Origin of the sequence: Chryseobacterium cupriresistens (genome assembly GCF_046614675.1) — a bacterium.
GTDB classification, from domain to species: domain Bacteria; phylum Bacteroidota; class Bacteroidia; order Flavobacteriales; family Weeksellaceae; genus Chryseobacterium; species Chryseobacterium cupriresistens.
Map to the genome: position 1 here is coordinate 458,054 of NZ_JBKKJT010000002.1, position 17,999 is coordinate 476,052.

General features: G+C 36.6%; 15 protein-coding genes. 7 read left to right on the top strand and 8 right to left on the bottom strand.

The features are described 5' to 3' along the window. Positions 1-25 precede the first annotated feature (25 nt). Together ACLI50_RS07270 and ACLI50_RS07275 are read right to left on the bottom strand one after the other, a co-directional pair. Positions 26-1,186, bottom strand: coding sequence for an efflux RND transporter periplasmic adaptor subunit (locus ACLI50_RS07270; RefSeq protein WP_062676224.1), 1,161 nt, complete (start codon positions 1,184-1,186; stop codon positions 26-28). A 363-nt stretch (positions 1,187-1,549) separates the two neighbouring features. After that, positions 1,550-2,146, bottom strand: coding sequence for a TetR/AcrR family transcriptional regulator (locus ACLI50_RS07275; protein ID WP_034694942.1), 597 nt, complete (start codon positions 2,144-2,146; stop codon positions 1,550-1,552). 311 nt (positions 2,147-2,457) lie between these two features. Between ACLI50_RS07275 and ACLI50_RS07280 the strand changes: the two genes are divergently transcribed. Next, a complete protein-coding gene (locus ACLI50_RS07280; protein ID WP_411413478.1) occupies positions 2,458-3,012 on the top strand; it encodes a thioredoxin family protein in 555 nt (184 codons plus the stop codon). Between the two features lie 142 nt (positions 3,013-3,154). Here the strand turns inward: ACLI50_RS07280 and ACLI50_RS07285 are convergent, their stop codons facing one another. Continuing rightward, on the bottom strand, positions 3,155-4,060 hold the full coding sequence (locus tag ACLI50_RS07285) for an AraC family transcriptional regulator (RefSeq protein ID WP_411413479.1): 906 nt from the start codon (positions 4,058-4,060) through the stop codon (positions 3,155-3,157). A gap of 123 nt (positions 4,061-4,183) precedes the next feature. On the opposite strand from ACLI50_RS07285, the gene ACLI50_RS07290 reads away from it, so the two are divergent. The 3 genes from ACLI50_RS07290 to ACLI50_RS07300 are packed head-to-tail and all read left to right on the top strand — an operon-like array spanning position 4,184 to position 9,362. Continuing rightward, positions 4,184-5,413, top strand: a complete 1,230-nt coding sequence (locus tag ACLI50_RS07290; protein WP_062676222.1) for an MFS transporter — start codon at positions 4,184-4,186, stop codon at positions 5,411-5,413. Between the two features lie 2 nt (positions 5,414-5,415). Beyond that, a complete protein-coding gene (locus ACLI50_RS07295; RefSeq protein WP_411413480.1) occupies positions 5,416-6,897 on the top strand; it encodes a trehalase family glycosidase in 1,482 nt (493 codons plus the stop codon). A 23-nt stretch (positions 6,898-6,920) separates the two neighbouring features. After that, positions 6,921-9,362: a TonB-dependent receptor gene (locus ACLI50_RS07300; RefSeq protein WP_411413481.1), complete on the top strand. Its 2,442-nt coding sequence runs from the start codon at positions 6,921-6,923 to the stop codon at positions 9,360-9,362. 499 nt (positions 9,363-9,861) lie between these two features. On the opposite strand, the gene ACLI50_RS07305 is transcribed toward ACLI50_RS07300, so the two are convergent. Then, positions 9,862-10,500, bottom strand: a complete 639-nt coding sequence (locus tag ACLI50_RS07305; protein ID WP_202841251.1) for an MBL fold metallo-hydrolase — start codon at positions 10,498-10,500, stop codon at positions 9,862-9,864. Positions 10,501-10,570: 70 nt separating this feature from the next. On the opposite strand from ACLI50_RS07305, the gene ACLI50_RS07310 reads away from it, so the two are divergent. Together ACLI50_RS07310 and ACLI50_RS07315 are read left to right on the top strand one after the other, a co-directional pair. Then, positions 10,571-11,791, top strand: coding sequence for a type IX secretion system plug protein (locus tag ACLI50_RS07310; protein ID WP_343643344.1), 1,221 nt, complete (start codon positions 10,571-10,573; stop codon positions 11,789-11,791). Between the two features lie 353 nt (positions 11,792-12,144). Next, positions 12,145-14,097 carry a M4 family metallopeptidase gene (locus ACLI50_RS07315; RefSeq protein ID WP_411413482.1) on the top strand — a complete coding sequence of 651 codons (1,953 nt, stop codon included), beginning with the start codon at positions 12,145-12,147 and terminating at the stop codon, positions 14,095-14,097. 81 nt (positions 14,098-14,178) lie between these two features. Here the strand turns inward: ACLI50_RS07315 and hemH are convergent, their stop codons facing one another. The 3 genes from hemH to ACLI50_RS07330 are packed head-to-tail and all read right to left on the bottom strand — an operon-like array spanning position 14,179 to position 16,645. After that, positions 14,179-15,207 carry a ferrochelatase gene (gene hemH, locus ACLI50_RS07320; RefSeq protein WP_411413483.1) on the bottom strand — a complete coding sequence of 343 codons (1,029 nt, stop codon included), beginning with the start codon at positions 15,205-15,207 and terminating at the stop codon, positions 14,179-14,181. Between the two features lie 15 nt (positions 15,208-15,222). Further along, positions 15,223-15,756 (bottom strand): NADPH-dependent FMN reductase, encoded by a 534-nt coding sequence (locus tag ACLI50_RS07325; RefSeq protein ID WP_411413484.1) that lies wholly within the window; start codon positions 15,754-15,756, stop codon positions 15,223-15,225. Between the two features lie 10 nt (positions 15,757-15,766). Further along, positions 15,767-16,645 carry a NifU family protein gene (locus ACLI50_RS07330; protein WP_411413485.1) on the bottom strand — a complete coding sequence of 293 codons (879 nt, stop codon included), beginning with the start codon at positions 16,643-16,645 and terminating at the stop codon, positions 15,767-15,769. A 162-nt stretch (positions 16,646-16,807) separates the two neighbouring features. Between ACLI50_RS07330 and ACLI50_RS07335 the strand changes: the two genes are divergently transcribed. Then, complete coding sequence (locus ACLI50_RS07335) at positions 16,808-17,344, top strand: gamma carbonic anhydrase family protein (protein WP_034694954.1); 537 nt, start codon at positions 16,808-16,810, stop codon at positions 17,342-17,344. A 176-nt stretch (positions 17,345-17,520) separates the two neighbouring features. Here the strand turns inward: ACLI50_RS07335 and ACLI50_RS07340 are convergent, their stop codons facing one another. Continuing rightward, positions 17,521-17,973 (bottom strand): hypothetical protein, encoded by a 453-nt coding sequence (locus ACLI50_RS07340; protein ID WP_202841242.1) that lies wholly within the window; start codon positions 17,971-17,973, stop codon positions 17,521-17,523. Positions 17,974-17,999: the final 26 nt, after the last annotated feature.

The following is a 17,999-nucleotide window of genomic DNA, read 5'->3' on the forward strand; positions in this document are numbered from 1 at the left end:
TTAAGTCTTCTGTATTCGGAAAGAACTATAGAGGTTTTGCTTTTAACAAGCTGTCCGAAGAAATATTTTTCGGCTTGATGGAAGCTCCGTCTTTCAGGTTTCCAATTCCCGTGAATACAATTTTTTCTCCAGGCTTAAGCCCTTCAGAAATAAAATAATAGCTATCCGTTTTTCCTGATATTTTGATCGGTCTCCCGGTTACCTTCTGGTCTTTACCCATTACATAAACATAGGTTTTATCCTGAATTTCGAAGGTTGATTCCTGAGGAATTACGACTGCATTAGAAATCAGCTGTGGCATACGTACTCTTCCTGTATTTCCGGTTCTTAAAGTTCCGTTGGCATTAGGAAAAACGGCACGTACACTGATGGCTCCGGTAGTTTTGTCAAACTGGCCGTCTACAATGCTTAATCTTCCTTTTTCAGGGTAAGTACTGTTGTCGGCAATCACTAGATCTACCATGGGCATATTTTTCAGTTTTTCTTCTAAGCTTGCTCCCGGATATTTATTCTGGAAAGCAATGAAGTCAAGCTCACTTAAAGAGAAATAGGCATAGATTTCACTGATATCAGATAATAATGTCAATGGATTCACATCTGTTCTTGAAATCAGACTTCCTTTTTTGTAAGGAATTCTTCCTATATAGCCGCTTACAGGAGCTGTAATGGTGGTAAATCCTACATTGATTCTGGCGCTTCCTACAGAAGCTCTGGCCTGAGCAGCGGCAGCAACAGCGGCTTCATAATTGGCTTTTGCGGTTTTAAGCTGTACATCAGAAACTACTTTTGCAGCAACCAGCGGCTGAAGTCTGTCTACTTCCACTCTTGCTTTTTGAATATTGGCATTGGCCGCCTGAAGATTAGCCTGAGCCATATTCATCTGTTCGCCATAGCTTCTTGAATCTATTTTAAATAACGGTTGTCCTGCTCTTACATAAGCTCCTTCTTCTACATAGATTCTGTCCAGGTATCCATCTACCTGAGATCTGATTTCTACGTTGTTTTTCCCTTCCAATGCAGTTGGGAATTCCTGATATGTAGTAGCGGGTGAAGTGATAACGGTATAAACCGGAAGTTCTGGAGCTGGAGGTGCGGCATTGGTTCCTTCTGCGGCTTTTGTGCAGCTCTGTAAAAGAATTATACTTGCAATAAGTACAATAAACCTTGTTTTTCCAGGTAATTTCATTGTTGGTTTAATTTTTTTAATGAAGTGTTAGAGGTAAGTAAAAAATGTTTTAATAAATGCTGTATTTTTTCCTAACAGTGTTAATAATTTGTTCAAAAAAAATTACAGAATTTTTAATGTCCGATGAGGTCGATTGTTTCCATAATTGAAATTTTTTTAATGTATTTAAGTGTATAATGTTGGTGTAAGGTGTGTTAATTTTACTAACAGTGTTAATTTGTAAGCAAAAAATGATTACTTTTAACAGCTGAATCTTATATATTGCTTCATAAGTGATTTCATTTTTTAATCAGGAATAACAGAATAATCTATTAATTCAGTGTTAATTTTCCTAACGGTGTTAATTTTTAATTCAAAAAAAATCTATAAAGACTTAATAAAAGCCGAAACAGTTTCGTCCAAAGTCGTTTTATTCATCGTTGAAGGGATATCAGCTGTACGCATCATCATAATAGAGATCATACCGTGAACGGCAGAAAACAGAGCGTGGGACATATGACAGGCATTGTCTGGATTAGATCCGTTTTTCTTTATAATCTCATAAGTACATTCATAAATAAGTTCCTGAAATGATGAGAATTCTTTTTTCATCTGCCCTTTTCCACAACATTGCATTCCAAGACCAAACATCAGCTGGTAATATTCCTTATTTTTAAAAGCAAAGTTCCAGTACGCATCCACAATGGCAACAAGCTGCTCTTCCGGAGTATCGTGTTTCTGCTGAGCTTTTAATAATTCTATATGTAACTTATGAAAGCCATCTAAAGAAATTTCAAATAGAATAGCTTCTTTATTTTCAAAATAATCATATACAACGGGAGCACTATACTCAATAGCATCTGCTATCTTACGCATAGAAAGCGAACCCCAGCCTTCAGTTTTAGCCAACGTAAAAGCAGCCTGCAAGATATTTGCACGGATGGATTCTTTTTCTCGTTGACGGCGTTCATGTAGACCCATGATTTTTATTTACTAACAGCGTTAGCAAAACTACAAACTTTTTAATATAACTTCCAAGGGATATTGTGAGTTTTATGGGTTTGCCTACTTTTTAAAGAAATTTAATTGAAGGCTGGAAGCTGGAAGAGTGGGAGTTGGAAGTTATTTTTAAGGTTAAATAATATAATAATAGAATTTGACTATAACTATTTTTGAGGGTTAACAATCTTCGCTCTTCCAGCTTCCAGCTTCCTTGCTTAATTAAAAATGAAAATGTCTTCTTCCTAATTAACAAAAGAAATAATTATCTTTGCCGGTAAAGAAATAAGGATATGAATACTCCCTCAAATATGCTGGCATTAGGAACAAAAGCTCCGTTTTTTGAACTTCCTAACCCGTCAAAAACGAATGAACTTCAGTCTTTGGAAGAGCTGAAAGGAGAAAAAGGTACTTTGGTGATCTTTATGTGCAACCACTGTCCGTTTGTTCTTCATGTGATTGACAAGATCAATGAACTATACGAAGATTATAACGAGCGCGGAATTGAATTCATCGCCATCAATGCGAATGATATTGAAAAATATCCGGCAGATTCTCCGGAAAAAATGATCGAATTCCAGATTGAAAGAAGATTTGATTTCCCTTATCTGTTCGATGAAAGCCAGGCAGTAGCAAAAGCTTACGATGCAGCTTGCACACCAGATTTTTATTTCTTTGATGATAAGCTTGATCTTGTATACAGAGGTCAGATGGATGATTCAAGACCGGGAAATAATAAAGATGTTACAGGTGAGGATTTGATTATTGCTTTTGAGAATCTTTTGGCTGGAGAAGTTCAGGAAGAAATTCAGAGACCTAGCATGGGTTGCAATATTAAATGGAAATAATTGCTGGTTTATTTAGTTACTGGTTTTTACTCAATAATACAAAGCTGCTCTTTTGGAGTGGCTTTTTTGTTTCTTGCAACATAGTTCACCTATTATCCACACAGTCTGTCACTCCGGTAGAAGTCTCAGCGTAGTTTTTCTATTAAAAACTTATTTTAGCTTTAGTCTCCTTTTCAGTCTTTATATCTACATTAACATTGCTATGAGAATAATTCCTGATAAATTCTGAAGGAGTCTTCCCCGTATATTTTTTAAACATCCTGTTAAAATAGGTCACATTATTAAAGCCACACTGGTAGCTGCATTCTGAAATAGATCTGTCCTGCGCCATCAGCAGACAGGCTTTATTAATTCTATAACGGTTCACAAACTCTGTAAACGTAATCTGAGTCGCTTTTTTAAAGAAATTACAGAAAGCTGGCAAAGTCAGGTTAGCTAGTTTTGCTACTTCTTCAATATCAATTTCCTTGTCGTAATGATGTTCTACATAGGTAAATATATTCTCAAGACGGGTTTTATTTTTAGAAATAATGGTGTAGGGCATGATTTCCTTGTTTAAAAGATCATAATCCTCACATTTTGAAAGTTCAAAAAGAATTTCCAACAGCAATAAGTATCTTTTATAGCCTTCTGATTCCAGCATCAGCTTCAGTTTAGGAAGCATTATTTTTTTTACTTTATGATGAAAATGAATCCCGTACTTTGAAAGTTCCAACAGGTTTTTAATAGATCGCGATTCTACTTCCTGCTCGGGAAACTGAAGGATTTCTTCTTTGAACTGAAGTACAATTTCTTCATGCGGATCAATAGAATTCAGACCAAATCCGGAGTGGGGAATATTGGACCCGATTAATACCAGATCTCCGTTCGTATAATTACTTTTATGATAACCCACGTGACGGGTTCCATTCCCGGAAATAACACATACCAGCTCAATTTCGGGATGATAATGATACTCCCATTTGAATTCTGAAATGGGAGAATTATTATGAATGGTGCGGAATGAGCTCTTTTCATTAGGGATTACCCTTTCAAAAGTAACTTTCATCTAATTAATCATATTTATTCACTAAAAATACTAAATATATTAATATAGTTCAAATATTGATTTACTGTGTTAAATTATCGTTAACAGAAATGCTTCTATCTTAGCCAACAAGAAATCACCTGAATGAAAAATCTTAACATCAAGGCCGTTTTATTTTTAAACTATTTTGTCTTCGCCATTCTTCTGAATTCTGTAGGAACAGTCATTCTACAGGTACAGCAGAATTTTGGGATTTCAAAATCTTCGGCAAGCGTTCTGGAAGGCTTCAAAGATCTTCCAATCGCCATATGTTCTTTCATTCTGGCTTCATTTCTTCCGAAGATAGGAATCAAAAAATCAATGCTGATTGCTTTATTGCTGGTAAGCTGCATGTGTTTTGTAATGCCTTTTACCAATGACTTCTGGGTATTTAAATTATTATTTGCAACCGTAGGAGTTTCATTTGCATTAATCAAAATATCGGTTTTTACTTCTATTGGGTTGGTAACGGAAACAGATAAAGAACATTCCAGTTTTATGGGATTTCTGGAAGGGTTTTTCATGATCGGAGTACTGGCTGGAAATGTTTTATTCAGTTTATATATAGATGATCATAATCCGAAATCTACTGAATGGCTGAATGTGTATTGGGTGCTGGGAGGACTTTCAAGTTTGTCTTTTTTATTTTTATTCTTTTCAAAACTGAACGAACAGGAAGCTAAAAGTGATAAAACAGATCTCTTGGGAGATTTAAAAAATAGTGTAAGCTTATTCAGCTATAAAAAAGTATTATGTTTTTTATTATGCGCTTTCCTTTTTGTATTGGTAGAGCAGAGCTTTCAAACGTGGACGCCCACATTTTATAAAGAGATTTTAAAAGTGCCTACCTCTATGAGTATTCAGGCGGGAGCGGTTTTAGCGGGAGCTTTTGCTTTGGGAAGATTTTTATCGGGATTCTTCTCTAAAAAATTCAGCTGGATCTATGTAGTTTCTTTCTGTGTGGTAGGTTTTGCTATCAGTTTATTGCTGGTTTTGCCCTTGACCCATAATATTCATATTGATACAAATACAAACTGGTTGAATGCTCCTTTGGTCGTGTATTTATTTCCTTTGATGGGAGGTTTGCTGGCACCAATTTATCCAAGTATTAATTCTGTGATTCTGGCATCAATCCCTAAATATCTGCACAGTGCGATGTCAGGATTGATCGTTGTTTTCTCAGCAATCGGGGGAACGATAGGTTCTATCATTACCGGTTTTGTATTTCAGGAGTTCAGCGGGCAGCGGGCATTTTACCTTTCCCTGATTCCGCTTTCATTACTGATAACTTCGGCAGTGTTCATGAATAAATTAAAAATTAATCCTAAAAAATAACAATGAGTAATCAGCTTTATATAAACGAAATTCAAAGTCTGTTTGATAATGTACAGAGATCTGAAATTTTTGAGGATCAGAAAATGATGACGGATGCAGTTCCTCTTTTTCCCATTGCAAAGATCAATGAGGATTATGAACAATCCAAAAATACGGAAGGTTTTGATCTGAAAGATTTTGTGATGACTCATTTTGACTTTTTAGGAGCAAGAGTTTCTGTTCAGAGACAAGATCAGCTCCCAATTGGTGAACATATCGAAAAGTTGTGGGATGAACTCACCCGTACAGCGTATGAAGAAAAAGGGACCCTTTTAAAATTGCCAAAGCCTTATATAGTTCCGGGTGGTCGTTTCAATGAATTTTTCTATTGGGACAGTTATTTTATCATGCTAGGATTACAGGTTTCGGGAAGAGTAGAAATGATGGAGAACATTATTGAAAACTGTTCTTATCTGATCCAAAATATAGGATTTGTTCCGAATGCAAGCAGAACTCACTTCCTGAGCAGATCGCAGCCTCCTTACTTTTCATTAATGCTGGATCTTCTTTTCGAAACGACAGGAGACAAGGAGATTTATGTGAAATACCACGAAACACTGGAGAAAGAATATGCTTTCTGGATGAATGGGGAAGAAGGACTTGAAAACGGGTCCAGTGTAAAAAGAGTGGTAAAAACAATAGAGGGAGATATCCTGAACCGTTATTACGATGCAGAAAATACACCGCGGCCCGAAAGTTATCTGATCGATATTGAAGATCATGAGAAAGCTTCAGGTGATGAATTTTACAGAAATATAAGAAGCGCCTGTGAATCGGGTTGGGATTTTTCCAGCCGATGGTTTGCAGACGGAGAAAATATACAGACGATAGAAACGCTGAACCTTGCACAGGTTGATCTGAACTGCCTTTTATGGCATTTGGAAATGACTTTGGCAAAATCTTCAGCGCTTCAGAATCTGAGTGAAAAAGAAAATTATTTTTCAGAAAGAGCAGCAAGCCGAAGACAGATGATCAATAACTATTTCTGGGATGGAAATACTAACAATTATAAAGATTATCACACAAAAAAAAACACAAAAACACCGTCTGAACATATTGCTGCTCTTTACCCTTTATTTCTGGGTATTGCAAATCAGGAGCAGGCTGAGGCTGTTGCTAAAGCTGTTGCTGAAAAGTTTCTTTACCAGGGTGGTCTTGTTACCACAACTAAAAACTCGGGTCAGCAGTGGGATCTTCCCAATGCGTGGGCTCCTTATCAATGGTTAGGATTTAAAGCAATGAAAAATTACGGCTTTGATGAGCTGGCAGAAAAAATTAAAAACAACTGGTGTTCCAATGTAGAAAGGGTCTACAAAAACACCGGAAAGCTGATGGAAAAATACAATGCATTAGACACAGAAACAATAGCAGGCGGAGGGGAATACCCTAATCAGGACGGATTCGGTTGGACCAATGGAGTGTATTTGCAATTACAACAGAACTGAAACTAACAATAAAAAATAAGGCTATGAAAAAAAAATCGATCTTTTTAATCGCCGCAACAGCTACGTTATACTTTAATAATGCTTATGCCCAGGAAACACCGCAGGATTCTGCAAAAGTTTCTTCCATCGATCAGATTGTCATCACAGGAAACTCAAATCCAAAGAAAAAAATAGAATCCAGTACAGCAATTTCCACATTTAGTTCCAAAGAAATTCAGAAACAGAACCCGATCAGTGCTGCGGCTTTACTACAGCGAGTTCCGGGATTTGCTGTGGAAACTTCAGGAGGTGAGGTAGGAAACAACCTTTTTGCAAGAGGGATTCCTTCTGCTGGAGCTTATGAATTTGTACAGGTACAGGAAGACGGTCTTCCCGTTTTTGAAGATGGAGCGCTTCAGTTTGCCAATGCAGATAATTTTTTCCGTGTAGACAATTCTGTCAACCGCATGGAAGCTTTGAGAGGAGGTTCAGGTTCTATTTTTGCAACCAATTCACCTGGAGGTCTGATCAACTTTATTACCAGAGAAGGAACCAATGATTTCAGAGGTACGGCGAAACTTGAAACCAGTACCTACGGATTGATGCGTACCGATGTGAATGTAGGAGGCGCTTTGGTTCAGGATAAATTGTTTTTTAATGTCGGTGGTTTTTACAGAACAGATGACGGAATCAGAAAAACAGGTTTCAAAGCCAATAATGGGGGGCAAATCAGAATGAATCTGAAATATGTCTTTGATAAAGGCTATGTAAAAGTATATTACAAAAAACTGGATGACAGAAATACATTCTTCCTTCCGATTCCTTTAATCCAGAACGGAAATAAACTGAAAGGATTCCAGGGATTTGATCCTAATTACGGAACATATAGTTACAGAGCCATCAGCCAGCTGAATATTCCACAGGCCGGAGGTGGATTTTTCAACAGAAATCTTGAAGATGGGATCCATCCGAAAGTAGATGCATTGGGTGCAGAGTTTAAATATGATCTTGGAAATAATTTCAGTGTTTTAAACAAAACGAGATACACCAATATCAATATGAATTATACCGGGATTTTTCCGGCAGGAGGTCCAAAGCTAGCTTCTAAATATGCTACTGATGCCGTGAAAGATGGTGGGCTTGGTATGAGCAATTATCAGTATTCTCTCGTAAGCAACGGAGCTGTTGTTAATCCTGAGTATGTACAAAAATTAGGATTCTGGGCAATCGACAAACAGATGAATAATTTTGTGAATGATTTACAATTCAGTTATAAATTTGACAAAGGAAATGTTACGGCTGGTTTTTATAAATCCAACTGGAAATCTCAGCAATACTGGAACTGGAGTAATGTTCTGGCAACTGCTACAGACAGACCTGAACTTTTAAATCTGGTAAACCCGTCTATGAGTCCGTCTGATGATGGATATTCTAAAACCTACAATGGTGTTATGGATATGACATTTTTACAAAGAAGAACTCAGACTCAGGGAAGTTTGAATGATCTGTATATAAACCTGGATTATAATATTACCGATGCCTTAAGTGTAAACGGAGGTCTTCGTTACAGCCACGATTATTACAAAGGAAATTTTGCCAATACAACAAGTGCGAATTTAAATAATTCAGGGTTAACCATTGATGGAACTCATGGTTTCAGCACGACTACTGCTGATGATAATATGAGTGTATTGGGAAATAAATATACCTACTGGAACTATAATGTGGATAAAGTATCTTTTACATTAGCAGCGAATTATAAAATCAATAGAGAAAATGCAGTATACGCCCGTTTCTCCAATGGTTTCAGATCTCCGAATGAAGAAGCGTACTACAATTATTTCTCCAATCCAACTCCTGATAAACCTTTAAAATCAGTGACCACAAACCAATTGGAGGTTGGGTATAAATATTACTCGCGTACTTTTGATATAGCAGTGATTCCGTTCTATTCTACCTTGAAGAACCTGTCATTTACGGATGTTTTCTCTGATGGAAAATCCGAAAATACCTTTGCCAATACACAAAACTATGGAGTTGAAGTGGAAGGTTTCGCCCGTTTATTCAATAATATTGTAGAAGTAACATTCAACGGAACCATTCAGAGTCCAAAATATAAAAACCTTGAGGCCGGAAGTGTTCTTGAAGGAAATGTAGTAAGAAGGATGCCTAAATTTTTCTTCAATATTTCACCGGCTGTGAATATTACCAAATTATGGAGAGCCTATGTAAGTATGAATTATTATGGAAAACGCTTCCAGGATGAGAAGAATGTACAAACTTTGCCTTCTTTCACAGAATTTGGAGCGGGAATGTCTTACCAGTTAGGAAGAATACGCTTTGCCGTTGACGGTACCAATATCTTTAACACCATCGGGATTACAGAAGGAGATCCAAGAGCAGGATCGCCTAATGGAGACGGAATCATCATGGCCAGACCTATTATGGGAGCTGCTGCCAGAGCATCAATCACATTGGATTTCTAAATTCTATTTCTTTATAACAGCAAAACCGTCAGAATTTCTGACGGTTTTGTATTTTTTATCATTACTGTCCGATAAAAAGTCTAAATACATTGGAAATATCAATATTTATGGCATGGATTAACAGGTCGCTCCTCCGGAGCTCTAATGTTAAAACATATACGTCTATTAACAGTTAGCTCCTACTGGAGCTGGATTTGATCCCATCGTGATCAACTGTTAATAGAAAAATAATAAGATCACCGTAAAATAAAGCTCCGTAGGAGCGACCTGTTAATGAAGATTAAATTTTATTTTTTGAAACAAAAAGGTTTATCATTAAGCATTTGAGAGTATTAAGATAAGCAGCGCTTTATGCTTAAAAATCAGAATGATTCATCTTAACTATTCTTTATTACTTAAATCCTTCTTAATGATTAGCTATATGAGTATTTTTTAATAAACTTAAATCATTTCATCTCGAAGGAATCTGCATTATCTGCATGAGGTTTAAATAGATTGTTTACTTCAAAAAAGGATTATACTGTTTCTCAAAACCAATAGATGTAGGATTTCCATGTCCTGAGAAAACCTGGGTATCATTATCCAGAATGAAAAGTTTTGATTTAATTCCTTCAATCAGCTGATCATAATTTCCTTTATACAGATCTGTTCTTCCGATACTTCCTTCAAAAAGAACATCACCGGAAATCATGAATTTTTGTGCTTCGTTATGATAGACAACACTTCCTGGAGAATGTCCCGGAACATGATATATTTTGAATTTTTCTCCATCCAGATCAAGTTCATCACCTTCCTTTATATATTCTACATCCACTTTTACCGGATTGATCTGCATTCCGAATCTCATCCCGCTCGCCTGAAGCATATCCAGAACTTCCTGGTCTTCCTGATGCATATTCACAGGAACATTGAATTTGTCAAAAGCCCACTGAAGGCCCAAAACATGATCAATATGAGCATGGGTTAAAAGAATTTTCTGAATCTTCAGTCCTTTTTCAGTAATAAAATTATCTATAGCCTGAGTCTCCTGAGCATTCATATTTCCCGGATCGATTAACCAGGCATTTTTATTTTCGTTATAGACGATGTAAGTATTTTCACTCGCAAAGTTGAATACGAAACCTTGAATCTGAAGCATATCTGAATATTTTTTATTCAAAAATACGATATTATTAAGAAAATGGCTATTTTTCGTTATCTTCGTCATAATGAAAACTTTGCGAATACTCTTACTTTCTTTGGGCGGACTGGTTTTTGGACAAAATATCCAAAGTATTCAGCTGTTCAACCCTCAGACCAATGATGAAACCCCTGTCATTAAAATTGGTGAACAATTGGTTTTAGGCTTTGATGATCTTACAAACGGCAGTCAGATCTATAGGTATACCTTCAAACATTACGACAGAAACTGGAATGAAGATAATCTGTTTTTTACAGAATTTGCTACCGGAAGTATGAATGCACTGCTGGATCAGTTTCAGTATTCTTTCAATACATTACAGGCTTATACCCACTATAAACTTGTTTTCCCGAATGATAAAATCCAGCTGAAAGTCTCAGGGAATTATGAACTGATTGTCTACAAAGATTCGGCAGACCAGCCTCTGTTCAAAAAGAGATTTTATCTGGTAGAAGATGTAACGTCTGTGGGGTTAAATATTTCAAGATTTGCAGATGCGAAAAATCCCAACGTTAACCAGAGGGTAGAAGTGAATGTTTCTCCGAAAGGCGGAGATATTTCTTCCAACGTCAATTCAATCACGATGAATGTGATGCAGAATAACAACCCGAATATGGTGATATCCAATCTTAAACCGAGCAGTGTTTTAGGAAATCAGGTTTTGTTCCAGCAGATGAATCTTGTTTTTCCTGGGGATAATGAGTTTTATTATTTTGATAATAAAAATATGAATATGGCCGCAGATATGGTGCGTGCTACCGAAATAAAAGATGATGTGAACCAGACGTATCTTCATCCGGTATGGGCGTTCCCTTTAAATTATCAGTATCAGCCGGATGTGAATGGAGCCTGGTACTACAGAAGGAACGACTTGGGAAGAGAGAGAGATGCAGAAAGAGAAGCTGATTATTCATGGGTACATTTCTACCTGGATTCCGATCCTGTGGATAAAGAAATTTATGTACTGGGAGGATTTAATAATTTTAAACCCAGCAAGGAAAATCAGATGCAATATGACGCGTCCACCAAACAGTATGTCGCGAAAATATTCCTGAAACAAGGTTTTTATAACTATGTATTGGCAACAAAAGAAGGGAATGGCTCTCTGAACTTTGGAGAAATAAACGGTAACTTCTGGCAGACAGAAAATCTCTATCAGGCATTTCTTTATTATGCACCATTTGGAAGAAATTATGATGGGTTAATGGGATATGGAGAATTCAGAACACCAATTGCCAACAAGAGGTAGGTAGTAATACGATAAAAATATCATATAAAATGGGACTGTCTGTTAAGATGGTTCCTTTTTTTTGATTCTATTGAATAGAATTTATCCTCCAGACCGTAGATTAGGATTAATTTTTTACATTATAATGCACTGCATAGTGAAAAATAATAATTCACAAAAATTTGATTTTAGTTAAATTTTTTAACATAAAATTCATATTGCAAAAAAAATATATTTAAATAATTTTCTTTGTTTTAAAATCATTATTATGTTTTATTTATTGATTTATAATATCAATTGAATTTTATTCATTGTTTTTGTTGTTTTATTGTGAAAAGTTTATAAATTCGTCACCACAATCAACCAATATTAATATGAAAACGAAATTTATCTTAGTAGCAAGCGTTGCTGCATGCTCTTTTGTCTTTGGGCAAAACACACCATCAAAATTAGTTCCGGGAAAAAGCGGATTACATGCTGAATTTATGAGATTTGAAAAAAATGCCCCTTCCTATCAGGGAGCCCCTGTTTTATTTGACGAAGCTTCTCAGAGGCTTTCTCCGGGGCATGCTCGTAAACTAGGGTTAGAAAAAGATGCATTAGGTTTTGAAACTCAAAGATTTCAACAGACCGTTAATGATATTCCTGTAGAATACGGAATGATGGCGGTACAGACAAAAGACGGTAAAATTGTAGGACAATCAGGAAAATGGGTTATTAAAGTTCCGAAAGGACTTGATAAAACAGCCAGTCTTGCTGAAAATGCTGCTTTACAGAGCGCTTTGTCATTTGTAGGAGCAGAATCCTATAAATGGAAAAATAAAGAAGAAGAAGATTTTCTTAAAAAAGAAACCGGTGATCCCAATGCAAGCTATGCTCCAAAAGGTGAATTGGTTTATTATTCAAATCCTGATGATGACAAGCTGAATGATTTAAGGCTAGCCTATAAATTCGATATCTATGCAGAAAAACCATTAAGCAGACAATATGTTTTTGTAGATGCTAAAAATGGAAAAGTGCTGGGAGTAGATGCCATTATTCACGAAGTAAACACACCGGGAACAGCCGTTACAGGATATAGCGGAACCCGCAGCATCACTACAGACTCTTATAACGGAAGCTACAGATTAAGAGAAACAGGAAGAAACGGAGGAACTTCAGTAGAAACTTATAACCTGAAAAAAGGAACAAGCTATGCTTCTGCAGTAGACTTTACAGATACGGACAACAACTGGAATAATGTCAATACCAATAAAGATCAATATGCTACAGATGCCCATTGGGGAGCAGAAATGACAGTGGATTACTTCTATACAAAATACGGACGTAAGAGTATTGATAATAATAACTTTGCTATTAAATCCTATGTTCACTATTCTACCAACTATTTTAATGCATTTTGGGATGGTTCCAGAATGACCTATGGAGATGGTAGTTCCACTACAAACGGAGGAAAACCATTAACAGCACTTGATGTTTGCGGCCATGAAATTACGCATGGATTAACATCCAAAACAGCTAACCTTGCGTATCAAAGAGAATCAGGAGCATTAAATGAAGGCTTCTCAGATATATTTGGAAACACCATTGAACGTTGGGCAAGACCTACACAGGCAAGCTGGACACTGGGAGAAGATTTCAATTATGTAATCAGGAATATGGCTAACCCTAACGCATACAGCCAGCCGGATACCTATATGGGAACCTACTGGAAAACTACCACCACTTCAGGTTGCGTTACTCCAAGCCAGTCTAATGATTATTGTGGGGTTCATACCAATTCAGGTGTACTTAACTTCTGGTATTATCTGTTAGTAACAGGAGGTTCCGGTACGAATGACAAAGGTTTTGCTTACAATGTTTCCGCAATAGGACTTGATAAGGCTGGAGCCATTGCATACAGAACATTGACAACTTATCTGACCTCTTCTTCAACATATGCCAATGCAAGAACCTATTCTATTCAGGCAGCTACTGATTTATACGGAGCAACCAGCAATGAAGTGACTCAGGTTAAAAATGCATGGAATGCTGTAGGTGTAGGAGGTGGAACTTCTCCGGCAGGAAAAATGGCAACAGCAGATACAGCACTGTACACGATAAGCCCGAATCCTGCAACAGACAGATTTACCATCAACTTTGAAGGAAAATCAGGAAAAGGAATTGTAGAACTGGTAAGCCTTACAGGTAAAAAAGAAATTTCAGAAAAAGTTGAAATTACTGATGGGACAAATAAACTGAACATTCAGCTTCCTTCTAATATTCTTCCGGGAGTATACATTGTATTGGTCAACGGAGAAAAAGCAGGAAACCTGATTAAAAAATAACCAAATCAAATCTTTAATATATTCAATGAAAAGGCCGCAAGTTAATTCTTGTGGCCTTTTGTATATTTTTAGCAAAAAAAATTATACTAAATAGAAATCATTAAGTTTTTCTTCACAAAGTGTTTTTACCACTTCAATCCATCGGTCTTCATCATTCAGACATGGGATATAATGGAAATTTTCTCCACCACCATGCATGAACTGTTCTTTTCCTTCCACAGAAATTTCTTCCAGGGTTTCAAGACAGTCAGAAACGAAAGCCGGACATACAATGGCCAGGTTTTTGATCCCTTTTTTACCAATTGTTTCCAATGTTTCGTCGGTATATGGCTCAATCCATTTATCTTTTCCTAATCTTGACTGGAAAGAAACAATCGTTTTTTCTTTAGGTAAATTCAGTTTGTCAATAACAAGCTGCGTTGTTTTATAACATTGGTGACGGTAGCAGAACTGATGACTTGGATTATCATCTCTGGAACAACAGTCATTAAGGTTACAGGTCTTTGTAGGATCTGTTTTATAAATATGTCTTTCCGGAACACCATGGTAAGAAAACTGCAATGCATCGAAATTTTCAGGAAGCTTCTCTTTAATACTTTCTGCAAGACAATTGATATAAATATCTCTGTTATAAAAAGGCTGAATATAATTAATTTTTATACCGGGAAACTTCTTTTTTCTTACCTCTTCGGCCTTTTCAATAACCGTTTCCGTGGTGCTCATCGCATATTGAGGATATAGTGGAAAAAGAACAATTTCAGTGATTCCCTGATCAACCAGTTTCTGAATTCCGGTTTCAATGCTTGGTTGTGCATATCTCATTCCGATTTCCACAGGAACGTCTACTACTTTCTGAAGCTTTTTCTGAATCTGTTCAGTAATGACAATCAGTGGAGAACCTTCATCTGTCCAAACTGTTTTATAGGCTTCAGCAGATTTTGCAGGTCTTGTTTTCAGAATGATTCCCTGTACGAGAAGTGCACGAAAGATCCAACGGTAATCAATCACCCTTTCATCCATCAGAAATTCATCAAGATATTCCTTTACGTCGTTTACAGAAGTTGATCTCGGTGATCCGAGGTTGACTAGTAAAATTCCTTTCTTATTCAATATTCTAAATTTTAATTATGAAACAGAACTTATAAAATCTGTTACTAATTTTGATACTTTGGCAAAGGTATTACTTTCCAGTAAGCCATTGCTTTCAAATTTGCCTTTTATCCCTTTTATTAATACCTGATGTTTATCATCTGTTGCGGCTCCAAGAGTTTTTAAGATCAGCAACAACTCTTCGTGTCCTTTTTCTCCGCTGGCGGAAGCCGTGATCACAGCAACAGGTTTTTCAGAAAATACCGTTGTGGAAACACACCACTCCAATAGATTTTTTAATCTTCCGGGAATACTGAAAATATATTCCGGTGTAGAAAATATCACCCCTGCTGAACGGTTAATATCCTCTCTGATCTTCAGAACTTCTTCAGGAGTATGATCATCAGTTAATGCGGTATCAAAATGCGGAAGAACAGAAAGGTCAGCATACAACTGAAAATCTGTATTTGCGTTGTCTGTTTTTTCCAGCACCTGTTCCATCAGTTTCTGATTGCTGGAATTTGCCGAAGCACTTCCAATAATCACGACAATTTTTTTTCCGGGAGGCATTTCGGCAGTTTTATCCGTTCACGGCTTCCACTCTTTCTACCAGGTCCGGAACGAATTGTTTTAAGATATTTTCAATTCCGTTTTTCAAAGTAGCAGTAGAGCTTGGGCAACCGGAGCATGCACCCTGTAGAAGCATTTTTGCTGTTTTGCTTTCCTGATCATATTCCATCAGAGAAATTTTTCCACCATCATTTTCTACGGCAGGAGCTACATATTCATTTAAAATGTCAGAAATTTTCTGCTCATCTTCAGTATAATCTCTGTTGATAATTTTCTCAACTGGGTTTTCGTGTTTCTGAGGTTCGATTTTTGAAATTTCACCTCCGTTCTGAAGATATTCGGCAATAAGTGCACGAACAGTCATCATCACCTGGTGCCATTCTACAGAATTATCTCTCGTAACAGCTACAAAGTTGTCTGAAATGAAAACTTCCGTTGCAAAATCAAACTCTTTAAAGATAGCCTGTGCTAAAGGAACTTCTTCAGCCGCTTCTTTCGATTTTACTTCCACGAAACCATCCATCAGCAGTTTGCTTGAAACAAACTTCATTACGTTGGGATTCGGAGTCATTTCAGCATAGATCTGATACATTTCTTTTTTCTTCTGAAGATAAATTCTCGGGTTGGCCAGTAATTCATCCTCAATTACATTTTTCAGACTTTCAGCAACATGTTCCCATTCTATGGTATCCTGTTTTGCCACAGCTACAAAATTAGCGGTAATGAAAACTCTTTCCACAAACGGATAATTGAAAAGTTCCTGTGCCAGAGGAATTTCCGAAATATCTGAATTTCTGTCCAGTTCCAAAGACCCCGGGATGAGATTGTAATCTGCTACAAATTTCATCACTTTTGGGTTTTCAGTTGGTTCTATAAGTACGGTACGCATTTTTTCGTTAAATTTGAGATACAAAAATACGCATTAGAAGTTAGAAGCTGAAAATTGAGAGTTAGATTTTTGCTATCACTATAATTTAGAAGTTAGATATCAGAAATGATAGTATATTTTAATTCCCAATTGGGCACATTTTCACATTTTCAAATTAATATTATGGCACTAATAAAACAGCTTTTAGGAAAAGCACCACAGATCGGAGAGAATACTTTTTTAGCAGAAACGGCAACTATTATTGGCGATGTCACAATGGGAAAAGACTGTAGTGTCTGGTATAATGCAGTAATCAGAGGAGATGTTCATTACATCAAAATGGGAGACAAGGTAAATGTTCAGGATAATGCAATGCTGCACTGTACGTATCAGAAATATCCTTTGAATATCGGGAACAATGTTTCCATCGGACATAACGCGATTGTTCATGGATGTACCATTAAAGATAATGTATTGATCGGAATGGGAGCTATTGTGATGGATGATTGTCTGGTAGAAGAAAACTCCATTGTAGGAGCAGGTTCTGTAGTGACCCAGGGAACGCACATTAAATCCGGAGAAGTCTGGGGAGGAGTTCCTGCAAGAAAAATAAAAGATATCAATGCTCAGTTACTGGAAGGAGAAGTGAACAGAATTGCAGATAACTATGTGAAATATTCATCATGGTATAAGGAGAATGTGAAGGATCATCAATTTTAGGATGTCAGGTGAATAGTGAATAGTCAATCCGCTGCGCTTGTCAATTATTTTGTACTGCAAAAATTCACCATTCACTTGCAAAGCAAAATTCACCATTGAACTATTTAAAAATAAATATAAAAGCTCTGTTCTGAAACAGAGCTTTTTCGATTTGATATAGAACCTTTGCTTTATTGTTAATTATTGTCCGGCGTGATAAGTCTGATCTTACCATTGATACATTTGAGTGATGTAGGTGGCTCGATCATCATACAGTCAGACGTAATATTATACTTTTCATTAAAAGCTTTCACTTTATCCGTATACTCATTCACTCTTTGTAAGAAAGCTTCTTCTTTTTTCTTAGGATAGGCAATGTATTGCTGAGGTCCGCCGCAGGCTTTTGATCCCATGGGAGCAAATGCCCATTCGCTGGCATCCGTACATTTTTCTCCTGATACTTCAGATTCAATAGAAGCTTTTAATCTATCCAGCTGTGCCTGTTCATATTTCTGACTGTCTTCGTCAGCAGGTCTGTCTGCAATATCAACAGGAAGATTGGTATTGGCATTCTTTGATGTATTACACGAAACTAAAGTTAATGTAGTACACAATACTATTGCCGGGATATGAAAGAATAATTTTTTCACAATAAACTTTTTTCTTTTTAAGAATT